The organism is Alkalinema pantanalense CENA528 (genome assembly GCF_050753345.1).
GTDB lineage: Bacteria > Cyanobacteriota > Cyanobacteriia > Leptolyngbyales > Leptolyngbyaceae > Alkalinema > Alkalinema pantanalense.
Genome location: NZ_JBLZFX010000008.1, coordinates 63,839 through 80,144, shown reverse-complemented (window position 1 = coordinate 80,144; position 16,306 = coordinate 63,839). Strand labels below are relative to the sequence as shown.

Genomic DNA, 16,306 nt, shown 5'->3' with positions numbered 1-16,306 from the left:
CAATTGTCAAAACTTTTTCCGCCATGGCTTCAGTTGTTTTAGCGAGCACAGGAGGATTTGAGGATGGACGATCAGACTGTTGCACCAACTGGTTTTGTTCTACCGATTTCGGGTTGCACCGACTGTATTGCACTCAACTTAAGAGGTTGCACTTAAATCAGAGAAGATGAAGATCGTGCAGCACTTGCTTTAACTCCATGACCAGCAACTCCGGAGCCTCATCCAAGGGTAGACGACAGGATCCCACTTCCCAGCCCATTAACCGCAGGGCTGTTTTGACAAGAATGGGATTGGTGGTCAAAAAAAGGGCTTTGCATAGGGGTAAAAGCTGGATATGCAGTTCTCTAGCCGCCGAGGGATTGCCTAGCTCAAAGGCTTGAATCATTTGTTGCAACTGATTGCCCACTAAATGGCTGGCTACACTCACAACTCCGCATCCACCCACGGCCAAAATTGGCAAGGTCAGCGAATCATCCCCGGAGTAAATTAGGAATTCTGGGGGAGTTAACCGCCGTACTTGACTAACTTGATCAAGATTCCCACTTGCTTCCTTTATAGCAACAATATTGGGAATTTCCGCAAGACGAGCTACGGTTTCCGGCAACAGGTTTTGGCCTGTACGCCCCGGAACGTTGTAGAGCATGATCGGCAGATCAGGAGACGCCTCCGCGATCGCCCGGAAATGCTGATACAGACCTTGCTGGGGCGGCTTATTGTAGTAGGGCACCACTTGCAGAGAACCCTCTAAGCCCAAGGACTGAGCTTTCTGAGTCGCAACGATCGCCTCTTGGGTCGAATTGGAGCCAGTTCCAGCCATCACTTTTGCTTTGCCAGCAACGGCAGATTGAATCACCCGAAAGAGTTCAAATTCTTCATCCCAACTCAGGGTCGGAGACTCCCCGGTCGTCCCGCACACCACCAGCGTATCGGTACCATTTTCGGCGAGGTGGACTGCTAGTTTTTCTGCGATCGCATAATCTACATGCCCCTCTGCATCAAAGGGGGTAATCATTGCTGTCAAAATCCGTCCAAAATTCACCACACCCGAATTTCACTCCTTATCCTTTACCAAAGGTTCCTTATAGGGGATATATCAGTCAGACACCGACAATCCATCAATGCTACCTGAAACAACCCCAACACTACCCAGCCCAAGCTTATTTAAGCGATCGATTCAGTACAGCAACCCCTGCCCAATTCAGCTTCTGGCATTAAGCAGTCACAGTTGGTTTCAGCCAACTTTTTTCAACCAATAACTCGGCAATTTGCACCGCATTGAGGGCCGCCCCTTTTCGAATTTGATCTCCACAGAGCCAGACTTCTAGGCTATTGGAATGGGAAATATCTTGACGAATCCGCCCCACCAATACATCATCTTTGCCGCTTGCATCCATCGGCATCGGGAAGTAGTTTTTCTCCCAATCTTCCACCAGTTCAACCCCTGGAGCCTGCTGTACCAGTTCTCGGGCTTTCGCCACATCGAAAGGGCGATCGAATTCTAGATTCAGGGCTTCGGAGTGGGCACGGAGTACGGGAACCCGAACACAGGTCGCTGTAACTCGTAAATCAGGTTCCCCAAAGATTTTACGGGTCTCGTTGACCATTTTCATTTCTTCTTCGCAGTAGCCGTTATCCCCCAGCTTGGAATTATGGGGAAATAGATTAAAGGCTAAGGGATAGGGCAAAATTTCGGGCGTTGGGTTTTCGCCATTAAGAATTGCTTGGGATTGTACTTTCACCTCTTCCATGGCCCTTGCTCCGGCCCCACTGGCTGACTGATAGGTCGCTGCAACAATGCGACGAATCGGCTGCACTTGATGGAGCGGGTAAATCGCTACAGACATCAGGATAGTCGTACAGTTGGGATTAGCAATCACACCCTTGTGGTCTTTAGCCGCTTCAGGATTGACCTCGGGCACAACTAATGGAACGTCGGGTACCATCCGAAAGGCACTGGAGTTATCAATCATGACTGCACCCGCTGCCACAATGCGATCGACCCAGGCTTTGGAAATGGAAGCTCCCGCAGAGGCAAGCACAATATCCACTCCTTTGAAGGAATCCTCGCTGACTGCTTCAACAAGAATATCTTGCCCTCTAAAAGACAAGGTCACGCCCGCAGAACGGGGAGACGCTAGTAATTTCAACTCTGAAACAGGAAACTGTCGCTCCTCCAAGAGGGTGAGAAGTTCCGTTCCCACTGCACCTGTCGCGCCTAGGATGGCGACGCGATACGACTGACTCAAATCAAACCTCCTACAATCAAGCCATTTCTAAAGAAAACTTTGCATCTTAAGCCATTTGTTTAAAAGTTCATGGAATCAGTCTTAATCAACGTTAAAATTCTTTTTCTTCCTCATTCCTCAACTCACACTGACAACTGATTTGATTGATGCCTTCCAAAATTCTGATCAAAGTTCAAAGCGGGGAAGAGGCGTATCAGTCTTTTATTAAGTCTTTTTAACGATGATCGATCGAAAAGCTGTGTAATCTGCAATCTAATGGATATGGATACCCCTAGGCTACAGGGATGTTAGACTATCGCACCAGAAGTTATCTGCGCGAGTCTTCCAGCTTGCAGGTTCAATTAACTGGATCCCAAGTCGAACCATCTGCTTTCTAAAAATCCTAACAATTTTCTCTAATAGAAAATTTTAGATTCTAAGTTGAGAGAAGACATTCCGACTCGTTATAAGACAAGTCAATAGGTCACTCTCGCCCACTTGAGCCTTGCACCTGGATGCCTTAGGGCCCCTCGCCTTAGAGCCTCACTAAAGATTACTCTAGCGCGAACAACTGAAGCGTGACTAAATAAGTGATTCGCCTGAGTTGAAAGGTGCTGACCCGGTAATCATACTTACTGTGTAATCTGATTTTCTGAATTCTATCGAACTTTCCGGATCACTAACAGCGATTTTGCGATCGATTTCGAGTCAATTCGTCGCAAAAATCCACAGAGTGAATGAACGATTACGCACTCCAATGAGTTAGTATAGCTTACTGCGAAGCAGTCAATCTAGAGTTTTTACACGCGATGAAAGTAACCCAGGAAAAGCTACCCGCCAGCCAAATTGGCTTGGAGATTGAAATCACGGCGGAAATGACCAAGAAAGCCTATGAGGCGACGATTCAAAAGTTCATGCGCCAAGCCAATATCCCTGGGTTCCGCAAAGGCAAGGTCCCCCGGCAGGTGGTGATCCAGCGGTTTGGCTCCATGGGAATTAAGGCCACTGCCCTCGAAGATTTGATTGATACTGCTTTGAAAGATGCCCTCAAGCAAGAAAAGATTGATTCGCTGGGGAACTTCCAACTCAAGTCCGACTTTACGGAATTGGTGGAAAGTTATGAGCCAGGCAATCCGCTGACTTTTAAGGCGTCGGTGGACGTGCAGCCCGAAGTGACCTTGAAGCAATACACAGGCTTGACGGTTCAAGCGGAAGAAATCAAGGTGGATCCCAATCGGGTAGCAACGACCCTAGAGGGATACCAAAAACAAATGGCCACCTTAGTTCCCGTGGAAGATCGGGGAGCACAGCTAGGGGATGTGGCTGTAGTGGACTACCATGGCCGCTATACCCCCGATGAAGAGGGAGCCGAGGAGACAGATGTTCCCGGCGGCAAGGCGGATAACTTCCAACTAGACATGGAGGAAGATCGGTTTGTGCCCGGTTTTGTGGCAGGGCTTGTCGGCATGAAAGTCGGCGAAACTAAGGAAGTGGAAGTGCAGTTTCCCGAAGATTACTTCAGCGAGGAATTGCAGGGGCGACCTGCTAAGTTCTCCATGACCTTGAAGGAACTCAAGGAACGGGAACTGCCGGAATTGGATGATGACTTCGCTAAAGAGTTGAGCGAGGAAGAATTTGAAACGATCGCCGCCCTGCGAGAAAATTTAGAAACCCGTTACCAGGAAGAAGCTGATTCCAACACCAAGCAGAACAAAGAAACGGCTCTAATCAATGCCCTGTTGACTCAAATTGAAGTCGATTTACCAGAAACCCTGGTGGAGCGGGAACTGAACTACATGATTACGCAAACTGCCATGCAGCTTCAGCAGCAGGGAATGGATGTGCGCAAGTTGTTCACTGAAGACACGATCGGGATGCTGAAGGAGCGTTCTCGTCCAGAAGCCCTCGATCGGCTCAAGCGAACCCTCGCCCTCGGCGAAGTGGCGAAGCGGGAAGACCTCAAGGTTGACGAAGCCGAGCTGAACGCTAAGTTCAAGGAAACAATGGAAGCCCTTCAAGGCCAAGATGTTGACCCAGAGCGGCTGAGATCGGTCTTGTCAGAAGACTTGCTCAAGGAGCAAATTTTGGCTTGGCTGGAAGCGAACAACACGGTTGAGTTAGTGCCTGAAGGAACCCTGGAACCCGAAGAGGAATCCACGGATGATTCTGAAGCAGAAGACGCTGAAGCAGTAGAAGTCGCCGCCGAGGTCGTAGAATAAGCGGCCTCCTAAGACTGGCTGGGTAGAGGCAATTCTATCCAGTCTTAAATTTTCGGGGTCAAAACGATTACTAGGGACTCAAAATTTCCGTAGATTTTCGGAAATCCAAAATGAATCCATGGAAAACCCCGACAGACCCCGGCGACTTAAGGCATAATGTGAGCAAGAACGCTTAAAATCAAGGACTGCAACGGTTTAAACCGCTATGGTGATCTCTCAATCCTCTGGCTACGGGCTTACGAGTACTTGTCGTCATGACGTGATTTCCGCGTCAACGGTTGTTCCCATGGTGGTTGAGCAGTCTGGACGAGGCGAACGCGCCTTTGACATCTACTCTCGGCTTTTACGGGAACGCATTATCTTTCTGGGAACGGATGTCAACGATACAATCGCTGACTCTATCATTGCCCAAATGCTCTTTTTAGAAGCTGAGGATCCGGACAAAGACATTCAACTCTACATCAACTCCCCCGGCGGCTCAATTACCGCTGGCATGGGAATCTATGACACTATGCAACAAGTGCGGTGCGACGTTGCCACCATTTGTTTCGGGTTGGCAGCGAGCATGGGTGCTTTCCTCCTATCAGGGGGGGCAAAGGGTAAGCGGATGTCGCTGCCAAGTTCCCGCATCATGATTCACCAGCCTTTGGGAGGGGCACAGGGGCAAGCCGTTGATATTGAAATCATGGCTCGGGAAATTCTCTATCACAAAGATACGTTGAATCGTTTATTAGCGTCCCATACAGGGCAGCCCTTGGAACGAATTGCCGCTGATACGGAGCGTGACTTTTTTATGTCTGCGGAAGAAGCGCAGGAGTATGGCCTGATTGATAAGGTGATTTACCGTCAAGATCGTCTTGGGGTTGAATCTCTTGCTGTAGCTTCTTAGCATTAAAGTCTGTCCTGCCTTACCGTTGGTATTGAGGCCCATTCCGAACCGATCGCTGCACGAGGTTTAAACGTCTATGCCGCCGAAAAATTATGACTCCCATCTCAAATGCTCCTTCTGTGGCAAGTCCCAGGAGCAAGTGCGGAAGCTCATAGCAGGCCCCGGTGTTTACATTTGCGATGAGTGCGTGGATCTCTGCAATGAGATCCTGGATGAGGAGCTGTTTGACAGCGGTTCGACCCCTCAGCCTGTGCCGCGTCGGGATCAACCTGCGGAAAAGCGTCGCACCCGCACTTCTCCCATCACCCTCGGTCAAATTCCCAAACCGCGAGAAATCAAGAAGTATCTTGATGAGCACGTCGTCGGACAGGATGAGGCTAAAAAAGTGCTTTCTGTGGCGGTTTATAACCACTATAAGCGCTTAAGCTATGCCGAATCCAAAGTAGAGGGTGGCAAGAGCGAAGACTTGGTTGAACTCCAAAAGTCGAACATTTTGCTGATTGGCCCGACGGGCTCCGGCAAAACTCTTTTGGCTCAGACCTTGGCCACCATTCTGGATGTGCCCTTTGCCGTTGCCGATGCCACCACGCTGACGGAAGCGGGGTACGTTGGTGAGGATGTGGAAAACATTCTGCTGAGACTGCTGCAAGTGGCAGATCTCGATGTAGAAGAGGCCCAACGCGGGATTATCTACATTGATGAAATTGATAAGATTGCCCGGAAGAGTGAAAATCCTTCCATTACCCGAGATGTCTCCGGCGAAGGTGTTCAACAGGCATTGCTGAAAATGCTGGAAGGAACGATCGCCAATGTGCCGCCCCAAGGTGGCCGGAAACATCCCTATCAAGATTGCATCCAGATTGACACCAGCAATATCTTGTTCATTTGTGGTGGTGCATTTGTTGGTCTAGAGAAAATTGTTGAGCAACGCATCGGTAAAAAGTCCATGGGCTTTATCCAAACCACAGGGGAAAGCTTGAGCCGGGATAAGCGAATGGCAGATGTCCTGAAAAACATGGAAGCCGATGACATTGTCAAATTTGGTATGATTCCGGAATTTATTGGGCGAATTCCGGTGTCGGCAACATTGGATCCGTTGGATGAGGATGCTTTGGCCGCGATTCTGACGGAGCCGAAGAATGCTTTGGTGAAGCAGTATCAAAAGCTGATGAAGATGGACAATGTGCAACTGGAGTTTCGATCGGATGCGGTGCGAGCGATCGCCCAGGAAGCCAACCGTCGCAAAACTGGCGCACGGGCCCTTCGCAGCATCGTCGAAGAACTCATGTTGGATATCATGTACGAGTTGCCCTCCCGCAAGGATGTTTCTCGCTGTGTGATTACCCGTGACATGGTGGAAAAACGATCAACGGCGGAGTTGCTGGTTCATCCCTCATCTTTACCGAAGCCCGAATCGGCTTAATTACTTGGAGTGACCATTGCATTAGCTCCCGTCACCGTTTTCCGGTGTTGGGTGTTGAGGTGATAGAAATCTTACAAATACAGCCCTCGTTTTGAGTTCCTGGTAACTTGAAGACGGGGGCTTATTCGATCGATCTCAAGGTGTGTAGATCCATGCCATTTATTACAATTCACCACTGTCCACACTATTACGAATGGATTACGGCAGCGAGTCAGCAACGGACTCACCGCCCCGTTTTAGTGTTTATCCATGGCTGGGGTGGATCGGCACGCTATTGGGAGGCAACGGCTCGTGCGTTGAGCCACTCCTTTGACTGCTTGCTTTACGACCTGCGCGGATTTGCCCGATCGCAGTTACCACCGCATAATTCACCCGATCGCTATACGCTGGATACCTACGCAGAAGATCTGGTGCAGTTATTGAAGGCCCTCCAGGTTGAAGCAGCTACCGTCATGGCCCATTCCATGGGCACCTCGATCGCAGTGTATTTTCTCCAACAATCAGCTATCCAGATCGATCGGGCTATTTTGACTTGCGGTGGCATTTTTGAATACGACGAACGGGCCTTTGCAGCTTTCTATCGATTTGGGCAATGGGTCGTTAAGTTTCGCCCCCGCTGGTTGTATCAGTTACCTGCCATGGATCGTTTGCTGATGCAGCGCTTTTTACATCGCCCCATTGGCAAGCACGATCGCCAAGCTTTTTTGGAAGATTATCTACAAGCTTCAGATGCGGCGGCCATGGGTACCCTGTTCGATGCGGTCAGTCAGCATGCGATCGATACCCTGCCCCAACATTTCACCGATTTATCTATTCCCACCTTGCTGGTTTCGGGGCAGTGCGATCGGATTATTCCACCCCAGTTAGGCCGGAATGCAGCAGCGCTCAATCCAAGAATCCGCCATCAGGTAATGCCTAAGGTCGGACATTTTCCCATGCTGGAGGATCCGGAAGGATATTTAACGCTAGTCCGATCGTTCCTGGGGCTAGAATCGGGTATTCAGCCGACTCCTGTCGGAGATCGGGGGTAGGGTTTTACCCACTCCTTTGCTACACGTTAGTCCAACGTCGTTTGGAGCTGATCTAGCAAGTTTTCTACGTAGGAAAGTGCGCCACGAATCGTCGCCGTATCTTCCAGATCGACGCCCACGTACTTGCGCAGCGCTTCCACCTGATCCAAACTGCCACCCACAGACAGGAGTTCCAAATAGCCCGGAATAAAGTCTTTGCCAATTTCGCGGTACTTCTGGTAGCAGGCCAAGCTGACAATATTAGATGCGGTGTATTGGTAGCAGTAGAAGGGTTTGAAGTAAATGTGTCCAATTCTGGCCCAATCGTACTGATGCTCGGGCAGGATCTCGATCGCGTCTCCGCCCAATTCTCCGTACAGTTGCATCCAAGTATCGTTGACAAATTGCTGGTCAAAACTGCCCTGGGCCGCCCGATCGTGGATCGCCAACTCTAACCGACTAATAGTACTTTGGCGGAATAGCAGGTTGAGCTGATCCTCCAATTGGCGGGTAATCAAAGATTTTGTCAGCGTTTTATCACCCTCTGCTTGCTTCAGCAGATAGTCTAACAGCAACAACTCGTTAAACGTAGATGCAATCTCTGCGGACACCATTGGGGGATTGCTATTGAAATAGGATTGTTTATCGCCAATCCAAGAAAAATGCAACCCATGCCCCATTTCGTGGGCCAAGGTAAAGAGGGAATTGTAGTCGTCGGTGTAGGACTGCAATAGGTAGCTATGTTTGCCGTGGACGTACCAGCAGAATGCACCTCCCCGTTTGCCGGGACGCACTTTGGCATCCACCCAGTTATGGATGAAAAATTCTTCTGCCCGACGAGCATAGTTGACATCAAACTGTTCTAAGGCTTTGAGCAGGGTATCTACACCGTCTTTGTAGGAAATTGCAGGCAGGGCGGTGTCATCCGTTGTCCAAGGCGCGTAGAGATCGGCAGTACGAATTTTTTGGCCAAGGGCTTGGCTTTTCAGGCGGTAGTAGCGTTGAAAAAGATCGAACCGATCGCGGGTGCCATCCATAATTGCCTGGAAGACAGGTTCCGACACCTCATCGGCGAGTAGTTGTTTCTCCAACGTGGAGCCATACCCCCGCATCTGATTTTCCAGCTTATGATCCTGCGCCACGGTGCTGAGAATGTAGGCGTACAGCGAATTGTGTTGCTGCATGACCTGGCGAATCGATCGGTAAGCTTGGGTGCGAATCTCCCGATCGGGGTGGAAAGCTAGGGCACCCAAGGCCGCTTCTGTGTCAGCGGTGCGACCATCGGGCAAGGGAACGGGTGTGTATTTTTGTTCGCCCAAATGCACCGATCGTAATTGGATAAAGGCATCCCGCCCGGTGAGGCTGTCTTGGTTGCGCGTTTGTTCCACTTCCTCCGACAGTGTGTAGGGTCGGTATTTGACAATCTGCGCTAAATAATGGCGATAGGTTTGCAGTTCTGGGGCAGCTTCCAACGCGGCAAAGGCTTCTGAATCCAGCTTCTTCAGTTCTAAGTCAAAAAAGAGCAACTGGTTCTGAATTTGGGTGTAAGCCTCCATCGTCTTATCGACATACTGCTTGGCTTCAGTATTCTGGGTATCGGCTGAGAAAATCAGCGAAGGGAAGGCATAGAGATAGCCCGTTTTTTCTGCGATCGATTCCAGAATGCCCAAGCAAGTTGCAATCTCCGCTGGCGTGAGGAACTGGACTCGCCCACGATACTGTTGACGAAAGTCGATCGCCTGTTGGTGAAGAGCTTGCAGATCAACTTCTAAAGCGGGATCCTGAAAGTTCTGATACAAGTCGGATAAGTCCCAAGTAGGGGCATCGGTTAGGTTAGATAACTGGGCCTGTAAGGTTTCCGATGCATGGGGAGAAAATGGGCGATCGAACATAGATTTCACCGTGGCGATTAAACTTGCAACTGGTTGAACTGAAAGGAAGCTGGGCCAAACTGAGGCATGGAACCCCAAGGGTTTCGAGCAGCGAAATTGAGCAAACTAGAACGGTGTTGGTGGGGCCGTTATAGCGCAACCCCTCGAATCTTTTGAGTGTGCTCTACTAAACTTTGGACAAATTGGTCAAACCGCTGGCTCAGTGCTTCATCCACCAGCTTTCCATCAGGGGTAAAAGCTTGCCAAGCTTGACCGATCGCTACTTGCTCCGGAATGACCCATGCATGCACCCACCGCATAATCAAGCGTAGATCATTCAAAGCATTGCTGTTAGGTTGGCCCCCTAGGACACTAATCAGACCCGTCACCTTACCCGACAATTCTTCAAAACTCAGCAGATCGAGGGCATTTTTTATCACCCCACTCACACTGCCGTGATACTCCGGCGTCGCTAAAATTAGCCCGTCGGCAGCTTTGACCGTTTCCCGCAATGTGGTGACATCGGGATAATCAGGATAGGTTTTGCCACCGTTGCAGAAGGGCAAGTTCATCTCCCGCAGATCTAAAACGGTCACCTCAATGCCCAAGGCTCGCACCCGATCGACGGCTTGCATCAAGGCTTGGTAGCTGTGGGAGCCGGGTCGCAAGCTGCCACCAATGGCTACAAATTTCATGACTTTCACCAGATAAATTTTTACCAGACCAATTCAGCATAGGTGGACGTTAGCGCCAACCAGTCAGACGGCGACCTTCTTCCACCGCAGCATTGCTACGATCGAGAGCCTCTTTAACGGCTTGGCAAGTGGACTGAATCCAAGGACGATGCAGGAGATTTTTCATAACCACCCTCCTAATCTAGAAATGAAGTCTAAAACAGATTCAATAACTCGAAGTCATTTCGACTACGCTTAAGATAGCAAGAAAATTCCGATCGCGTCAAGTCTCGTCAAGGGTGGGGCGTATCGGCTAGAGTTGGCCAGAGGCTTTTTAAATTGGCCTAGCAGAATCGTCTGAGACATTAGCTAAGGGATGAGTATGACAAGCTGGGATCTGGCAGTGGTATTGGGTGGCATTGGGCTTGGCTTGGCGATCGATACCTGGCGACGATCGACGGTCTTAGATTCGGTCAGGCCAGCCACCTCTGCCGCAGCAAAATCTCCCCATAACATTGACGGCTCAGACGCGGCCCCAACGATCGACGACACTGCAAAAATTCAGCCACTCCCACTCGCCAACCCTGTTGCAAATCCCTCAGAGCCAAACGCCTCAGCCTTGGGCTATTGGGCCGCGATCGAACTGGCGCAATTCAAAGGCAGCTTTTTGGCTCGTACGGCCCATGAGTTGCGATCGCCGTTGAATGGTTTAATCAGTAGCTTGCAAATGATCCAAGCCGATCTCTGCGATAGTCCTGAAGAAGAGCGAGAATACATCGGCATGGCCCACGATGCCGCCCTCAAATTTGTCGGTTTGCTTGATGAAGTGATTGGGGTGTCCAAGGTTCAGTGGGGATCTCGCCCTCTGAAACCAGAAGCGATCGACCTGGATTTGCTGCTGCAAGAAATTGCCTACTTAATCCATTTACAGGCCCAAAATCGTAATCTCAAAGTCCATTTCCCTGAACTAGAAGATGATATTTCCATCTCTGGCGATCGGCAATGTCTCCAACAAGCCATGACCATTCTGGTAGACATCCCCCTCACACTCCTGCAAGAAGGAAACATCTACATCGACTGCCAAATCGTAGATCAGCATGCCCAGATTACGATTCAAGACGATCGTGCCCAAGCCGATTGGGAAACTGCGATCGCCATCTTGAAATCACCAGCAGACTTTGCCGACCTCCAGTCCCCTGCCGCTTCTCAGCCATCACTTCCACAGCTTTCCCCAACTCTCCGATTGTTGATTGCCAAGGAATTGCTAATGGCCAATCAAGCGAGTTTGGCCATTGTGCAGGAGGCCGATCGCCCCCAACTTCGATGTCTGATCCCCCTGGCATCTATCTAGCGATCGCGCAAAAAATTTGTCAAGAATTGGGTAGAGCCTATTTCTCCGCTTAGAAATTCAAATTTCGATCTTGTATCAAGGCGCAAATACTTCGGGATTCCAGTCCGTATAATGGAGCAATGGGTACTTTTGCGTATCCTACTCCGCATTTCACGAGACACGGGGAGAAGTTCAGTCATGCCAATGATCGAAACCAAAACCGAACCCATGGTGGTGAACATGGGGCCACACCACCCAGCCACCCACGGGTGTTTTCGGTTGGTGGTCACCCTCGATGGCGAAAATGTTATTGACTGCGAACCCGTCCTAGGCTATCTCCATCGGGGTATGGAGAAAATTGCCGAAAACCGCACCACCATCATGTACGTGCCCTACGTCAGCCGTTGGGACTACTACGGCGGCATGTTCAACGAAGCGGTGACGGTGAACGCGGTAGAAAAATTAGCTGGGATTACCGTTCCCAAACGGGCTAGCTATATTCGCGTCATTATGCTAGAGCTATGCCGCTTAGTGAATCACCTGCTGTGGTTGGGGCCCTTCGTAGCAGATATTGGGGCACAAACCCCCTTTTTCTATACCCTACGCGATCGGGAAATGATTCTTGACCTGTTTGAAGCCGCTACGGGCTACCGCATGGTCAACAACAACTACTTCCGAGTTGGCGGGTTAGCAGCCGATCTCCCCTACGGCTGGGTCGAGAAGTGCATCGACTTCTGCAACTACTTCACACCCGTCATTGATGAATATGAACGCCTCATCACCAATAACCCCATCTTCCGGCGGCGACTAGAAGGGGTTGGGGTACTCTCCCGCGAGGACGCCATCAACTATAGCTGCTCTGGCCCCATGCTGCGGGCGTCAGGCGTGAAGTGGGATCTGCGTAAGGTCGATCACTACGAATGCTACGACGACTTTGATTGGGAAATTGCCTGGGCAACGGAAGGGGATTGCTATGCCCGCTATGTGGTGCGGATGCAGGAAATGCGCGAATCCCTCAAAATTATTCGGCAGGCGATCGCAGGACTACCCGGTGGATCCTACGAAAATCTAGAAGCCAAGCGCATGGTGGAAGGCCCGAAATCCGAGTGGGGGGGATTTGACTATCAGTATGTCGCCAAGAAAGTAGCACCCACGTTCAAGATCCCCAAGGGCGAACATTATGTACGCCTAGAAGCGGGTCGTGGAGAGATGGGTATTTTCATTATGGGGGACGACAACATGTTCCCTTGGCGCTGGAAAATCCGAGCCGCTGACTTCAACAACTTGCAAGTTTATCCCAAGCTCGTACAGGGAACGAAAGTAGCAGATCTGTTCGTTATTCTAGGTAGCGTCGATGTGGTGATGGGATCCGTCGATCGTTAATCTAGGGTGAAATGTTGATCCCCGAAGGTTGATCTCCGAATCATGCCCTGAAATGAGTTCATGTGCTCGCCCTTAGAAGATATCTCAAGGGCGGGTATTTTCATGGGTAATATTCCTGTGTAATAACCCAAAGAGAGGTGTTCACACTCGATCGTAGGAGCCCCACCAAACAACGCCCGGATAGAAGCCCTGCTACTGACGCAGTCCGATAGGGACGAACTCTGCCACAGATAGACAATGCCCTCTGCCATCGCAAAGTCTGCATAAAGTCTGTCAAGCAATAAAGTCTGTCAACAAGTCTGCAAAATTGGGTTCCTCAGATGATGGTAACTGAGTAGACACAGGCCAACTATGGCCTGCCAATTTGTGCCGATTATATGCCGATCCGCGAATGTGATTTATCCGAGTATCAGTCCCAGGTAGAAGATTGTGCAGGAAGTCTATTCAAGACAAATGGAAGTCTATTTCAGCAAAGGGAATGGGTAAAAATTCAGGGTGAGAGATTATGCATGGTTAGGAAGCGTAATTATGGTGAAATCTACGTTAGAGTAAGGGTAAGTATTCACGATCGGTTTGGTATCCTAATTACCCGGTGTCTAGTTGCCCGGTGTTTTAACCAGACCCGAGATCGCTATGATTTCCAACTAAACCCCCATCAATCTTGCTTTAAAATTGCAGGGGCTTCCCTGCGATCCCTTTACTGAACTTGGTAAAACTTTAAATTCCTGGCCTAAATCTTTTGGCCTACATGTTTCTCTGCAAGGATCGCGTCTTTTTAATTGATACAAAACTACTCCTTGCGTAAACCTCAATATTGCGTTTTAATCAAATCCTGCATGGTAAAAATTATCTTCTGTCAACGCGAGTTAAAACATTGAAATTTCTCTCAGAAGCTCGAAATTTTAATGGGTTGCCAGAGGATTGATTCGCAGAGGGCTTTTCCCTGCGGTTCGGGTTTTGTCTATTGATTTCGCTTGTTTGCGCATTTCAATTCGCATTCCACTGACCTACGCTAATTTCCATACTTGACTAAACAGCATACTGTCTTTTCGACAGCGACTTCTGATGCTGCCATGGATTGGTAAGTTTGTCAGAATTTTTGTCATGCAAAATTGCGTTCACTTTCCCACCCTACACAGAGAGAACTTATGAAGTACCAAGCGCAATTAACACCTTGGGTTATCTATCAAATCGCGGCTGAAGCACGTACTCCTGTAAGTCGTTTTCGTCGCCGGAACGATGCGGATGCTTATCTCAAGGTTCTGCGGAGTACAAAACCTGGTTCCGAATTCCTAGTAGCCTTTGATACGGAAAGCTTTGCCCCTGTCAAAACAACTGAAGATAAGGAACTGGCAACAGTCTAGAGATCGATGGATCGATTTGTGATGAACTAGTGATCTCGTTGGATGTAAACGTCGTTTTTAGTTGACTGAATGAAAGGTAGCGACACCTGAGCCTGAATTCCGTTAAAAGTTAAGCGCTGAGTTCAATTGACCGATTAATTGTGAAGCTGCTGCTAGAAGGAAGCTGTTGCTAAAAGTTAGCTAATTCGAAAATTGCATTATGGTCTCATTGAGCGGATGAAAGTTGTAGTCTAAGTAACAATTTTTATTGACGATCGCTGAGTTTACCGAATTGTGATCACGAATGACCCATGATCAATAACCTTATTAACTCTTGTGGAAGCATATCTTCTAATGACTCCTGCTTCTACAAGAGTTTGATTATGGAGTTTTGACAGAAGAAACTTGTCTAGCTGCTAAAGGTGAAATCAGACGATGACACAACATTCAGCCCAGGGGTTTCCTTGGAGTCATCCCACTGCTCATCATCCCAATCAAGTGGATCCCGATACAAAATCATCCACTCCTGAGGGAATCACTGCCAGTAACCCAGAGCTGCTCAGACTGATTGTCCAACAAATTTCCCAACGCTCGCGCCTCACCTTTGCTGAGTTCATGGAGTTGGCGCTATACCACCCAGACCAAGGCTACTATCTTAGACGAGCCTCAAAAATTGGAGCAACGGGAGACTTTTTTACCTCGCCCCACCTAGGGGCAGACTTTGGAGAATTGCTAGCAGAGCAGTTTGTCCAAATATGGCAGATTTTAGGCCAACCGCAACCATTTACCTTGGTGGAAATGGGAGCGGGGCAAGGGGTATTAGCATCTGACATTTTGCGCTACCTCACCCAGCACTATCCCGACTGTGCCCGATCGCTGCAATATCGCATAGTTGAAAAAGTTGCGACCTTGATTGCGGCTCAACAACGGCAATTGATGCCCTGGCTCGATCGAGGTCTATCTATTCAGTGGACTAACTTGGAGACAATCGCAGCAGCGCCGATCGTCGGCTGCTTCTTTTCCAATGAACTCATTGACGCCTTTCCAGTCCATCTGATTCAGATGCAAGCAGGGCAACTTCAGGAAGTTTATGTTGGATGGGATGGGACAGAGTTAGTTGAAATGGTGGATCAGCCGTCCAATCCGGCGTTAACTGCCTACTTTGAGCGGCTTGGCATTGATCTCACAGCACCCGATTATGTGGAAGGCTATCGCAGTGAAGTGAATTTGCTGGCACTGGACTGGATGCAGGCCGTCGCCACTGGATTGCAGCGAGGCTACGTGCTGACGATCGACTATGGCTATCCCGCAAATCGCTACTACAGTCGCACGCGATCGCAAGGCACCTTGCAATGCTATTACCAACATAGCCATCACAACGATCCCTATCGCTACGTCGGGATGCAGGACATTACTGCCCACGTAAATTTTACGGCCTTGGAAATGCAGGGCCAGCAGTGCGGGCTGCAAACCGTCGGAGTAACCCAACAAGCAATGTTTTTAATGGCCTTGGGGTTGGGCGATCGCATTGCCAATCTGGGGCAATCAACTGCGGAAGCCCACCAGGATATCAATGCCCTACTGCGGCGACGGGATGCGTTGCATTCTCTGATTAATCCAATGGGCTTAGGGAACTTTGGGGTTCTGGTACAGTCTAAGGGGTTAACCGAGTCCGAAAAGCAACACGCCTTAACGGGCTTAACCATTCCCGATCGGGGATTTTAGCTGAAACGAGAGGTCAGGCAATCTAGCTCTTCCCAATGATCCACCAGTAGGTAGTCAAAAAGAGCTAATCAAAAAGGGATACCGAAGCCGGTACCCCTAAAAATCCCACGAAAAGGTTAATTGGATTCGTCAAAATCAGCGAACCCTATTTATTCAGTTGTGAATGATTCAGTTGTCGATCGTAAGCAATTTAGTAGATTGAGACTTATTTAGT

The 16,306-nt window shown here is 49.4% G+C and carries 12 protein-coding genes; 8 read left to right on the top strand and 4 right to left on the bottom strand.

What is annotated here, in order from left to right:
* Nucleotides 1–157 precede the first annotated feature (157 nt).
* Complete coding sequence (gene dapA, locus ACN4EG_RS04670) at nt 158–1,042, bottom strand: 4-hydroxy-tetrahydrodipicolinate synthase (RefSeq protein ID WP_431628050.1); 885 nt, start codon at nt 1,040–1,042, stop codon at nt 158–160.
* A gap of 169 nt (nt 1,043–1,211) precedes the next feature.
* Nucleotides 1,212–2,246, bottom strand: coding sequence for an aspartate-semialdehyde dehydrogenase (locus ACN4EG_RS04665; protein ID WP_431628049.1), 1,035 nt, complete (start codon nt 2,244–2,246; stop codon nt 1,212–1,214).
* A gap of 788 nt (nt 2,247–3,034) precedes the next feature.
* Between ACN4EG_RS04665 and tig the strand changes: the two genes are divergently transcribed.
* The 4 genes from tig to ACN4EG_RS04645 all read left to right on the top strand — a co-directional run bounded on the left by tig (nt 3,035) and on the right by ACN4EG_RS04645 (nt 7,787).
* Nucleotides 3,035–4,444 carry a trigger factor gene (gene tig, locus ACN4EG_RS04660; RefSeq protein WP_431628047.1) on the top strand — a complete coding sequence of 470 codons (1,410 nt, stop codon included), beginning with the start codon at nt 3,035–3,037 and terminating at the stop codon, nt 4,442–4,444.
* 205 nt (nt 4,445–4,649) lie between these two features.
* Complete coding sequence (clpP, locus tag ACN4EG_RS04655) at nt 4,650–5,333, top strand: ATP-dependent Clp endopeptidase proteolytic subunit ClpP (RefSeq protein ID WP_431628046.1); 684 nt, start codon at nt 4,650–4,652, stop codon at nt 5,331–5,333.
* A gap of 76 nt (nt 5,334–5,409) precedes the next feature.
* Nucleotides 5,410–6,756: an ATP-dependent protease ATP-binding subunit ClpX gene (gene clpX / locus ACN4EG_RS04650; protein ID WP_431628045.1), complete on the top strand. Its 1,347-nt coding sequence runs from the start codon at nt 5,410–5,412 to the stop codon at nt 6,754–6,756.
* Nucleotides 6,757–6,908: 152 nt separating this feature from the next.
* Complete coding sequence (locus tag ACN4EG_RS04645; protein ID WP_431628044.1) at nt 6,909–7,787, top strand: alpha/beta fold hydrolase; 879 nt, start codon at nt 6,909–6,911, stop codon at nt 7,785–7,787.
* Between the two features lie 26 nt (nt 7,788–7,813).
* Here ACN4EG_RS04645 and ACN4EG_RS04640 read toward each other — a convergent pair whose 3' ends face one another.
* Both ACN4EG_RS04640 and ACN4EG_RS04635 read right to left on the bottom strand, forming a co-directional pair.
* On the bottom strand, nt 7,814–9,658 hold the full coding sequence (locus tag ACN4EG_RS04640; RefSeq protein ID WP_431628043.1) for a M3 family oligoendopeptidase: 1,845 nt from the start codon (nt 9,656–9,658) through the stop codon (nt 7,814–7,816).
* Between the two features lie 128 nt (nt 9,659–9,786).
* Nucleotides 9,787–10,332, bottom strand: a complete 546-nt coding sequence (locus ACN4EG_RS04635) for an NADPH-dependent FMN reductase (RefSeq protein ID WP_431628042.1) — start codon at nt 10,330–10,332, stop codon at nt 9,787–9,789.
* 361 nt (nt 10,333–10,693) lie between these two features.
* Here ACN4EG_RS04635 and ACN4EG_RS04630 point away from each other — a divergent pair, with 361 nt between their 5' ends.
* The 4 genes from ACN4EG_RS04630 (at nt 10,694) to ACN4EG_RS04615 (ending at nt 16,092) form a co-directional block, all read left to right on the top strand.
* Nucleotides 10,694–11,662 (top strand): sensor histidine kinase, encoded by a 969-nt coding sequence (locus ACN4EG_RS04630; RefSeq protein WP_431628041.1) that lies wholly within the window; start codon nt 10,694–10,696, stop codon nt 11,660–11,662.
* Nucleotides 11,663–11,839: 177 nt separating this feature from the next.
* Nucleotides 11,840–13,024: an NAD(P)H-quinone oxidoreductase subunit H gene (locus ACN4EG_RS04625; protein ID WP_431628040.1), complete on the top strand. Its 1,185-nt coding sequence runs from the start codon at nt 11,840–11,842 to the stop codon at nt 13,022–13,024.
* A 1,148-nt stretch (nt 13,025–14,172) separates the two neighbouring features.
* Complete coding sequence (locus ACN4EG_RS04620) at nt 14,173–14,388, top strand: hypothetical protein (RefSeq protein ID WP_431628039.1); 216 nt, start codon at nt 14,173–14,175, stop codon at nt 14,386–14,388.
* Nucleotides 14,389–14,802: 414 nt separating this feature from the next.
* Nucleotides 14,803–16,092, top strand: a complete 1,290-nt coding sequence (locus tag ACN4EG_RS04615; protein ID WP_431628038.1) for a class I SAM-dependent methyltransferase — start codon at nt 14,803–14,805, stop codon at nt 16,090–16,092.
* Nucleotides 16,093–16,306: the final 214 nt, after the last annotated feature.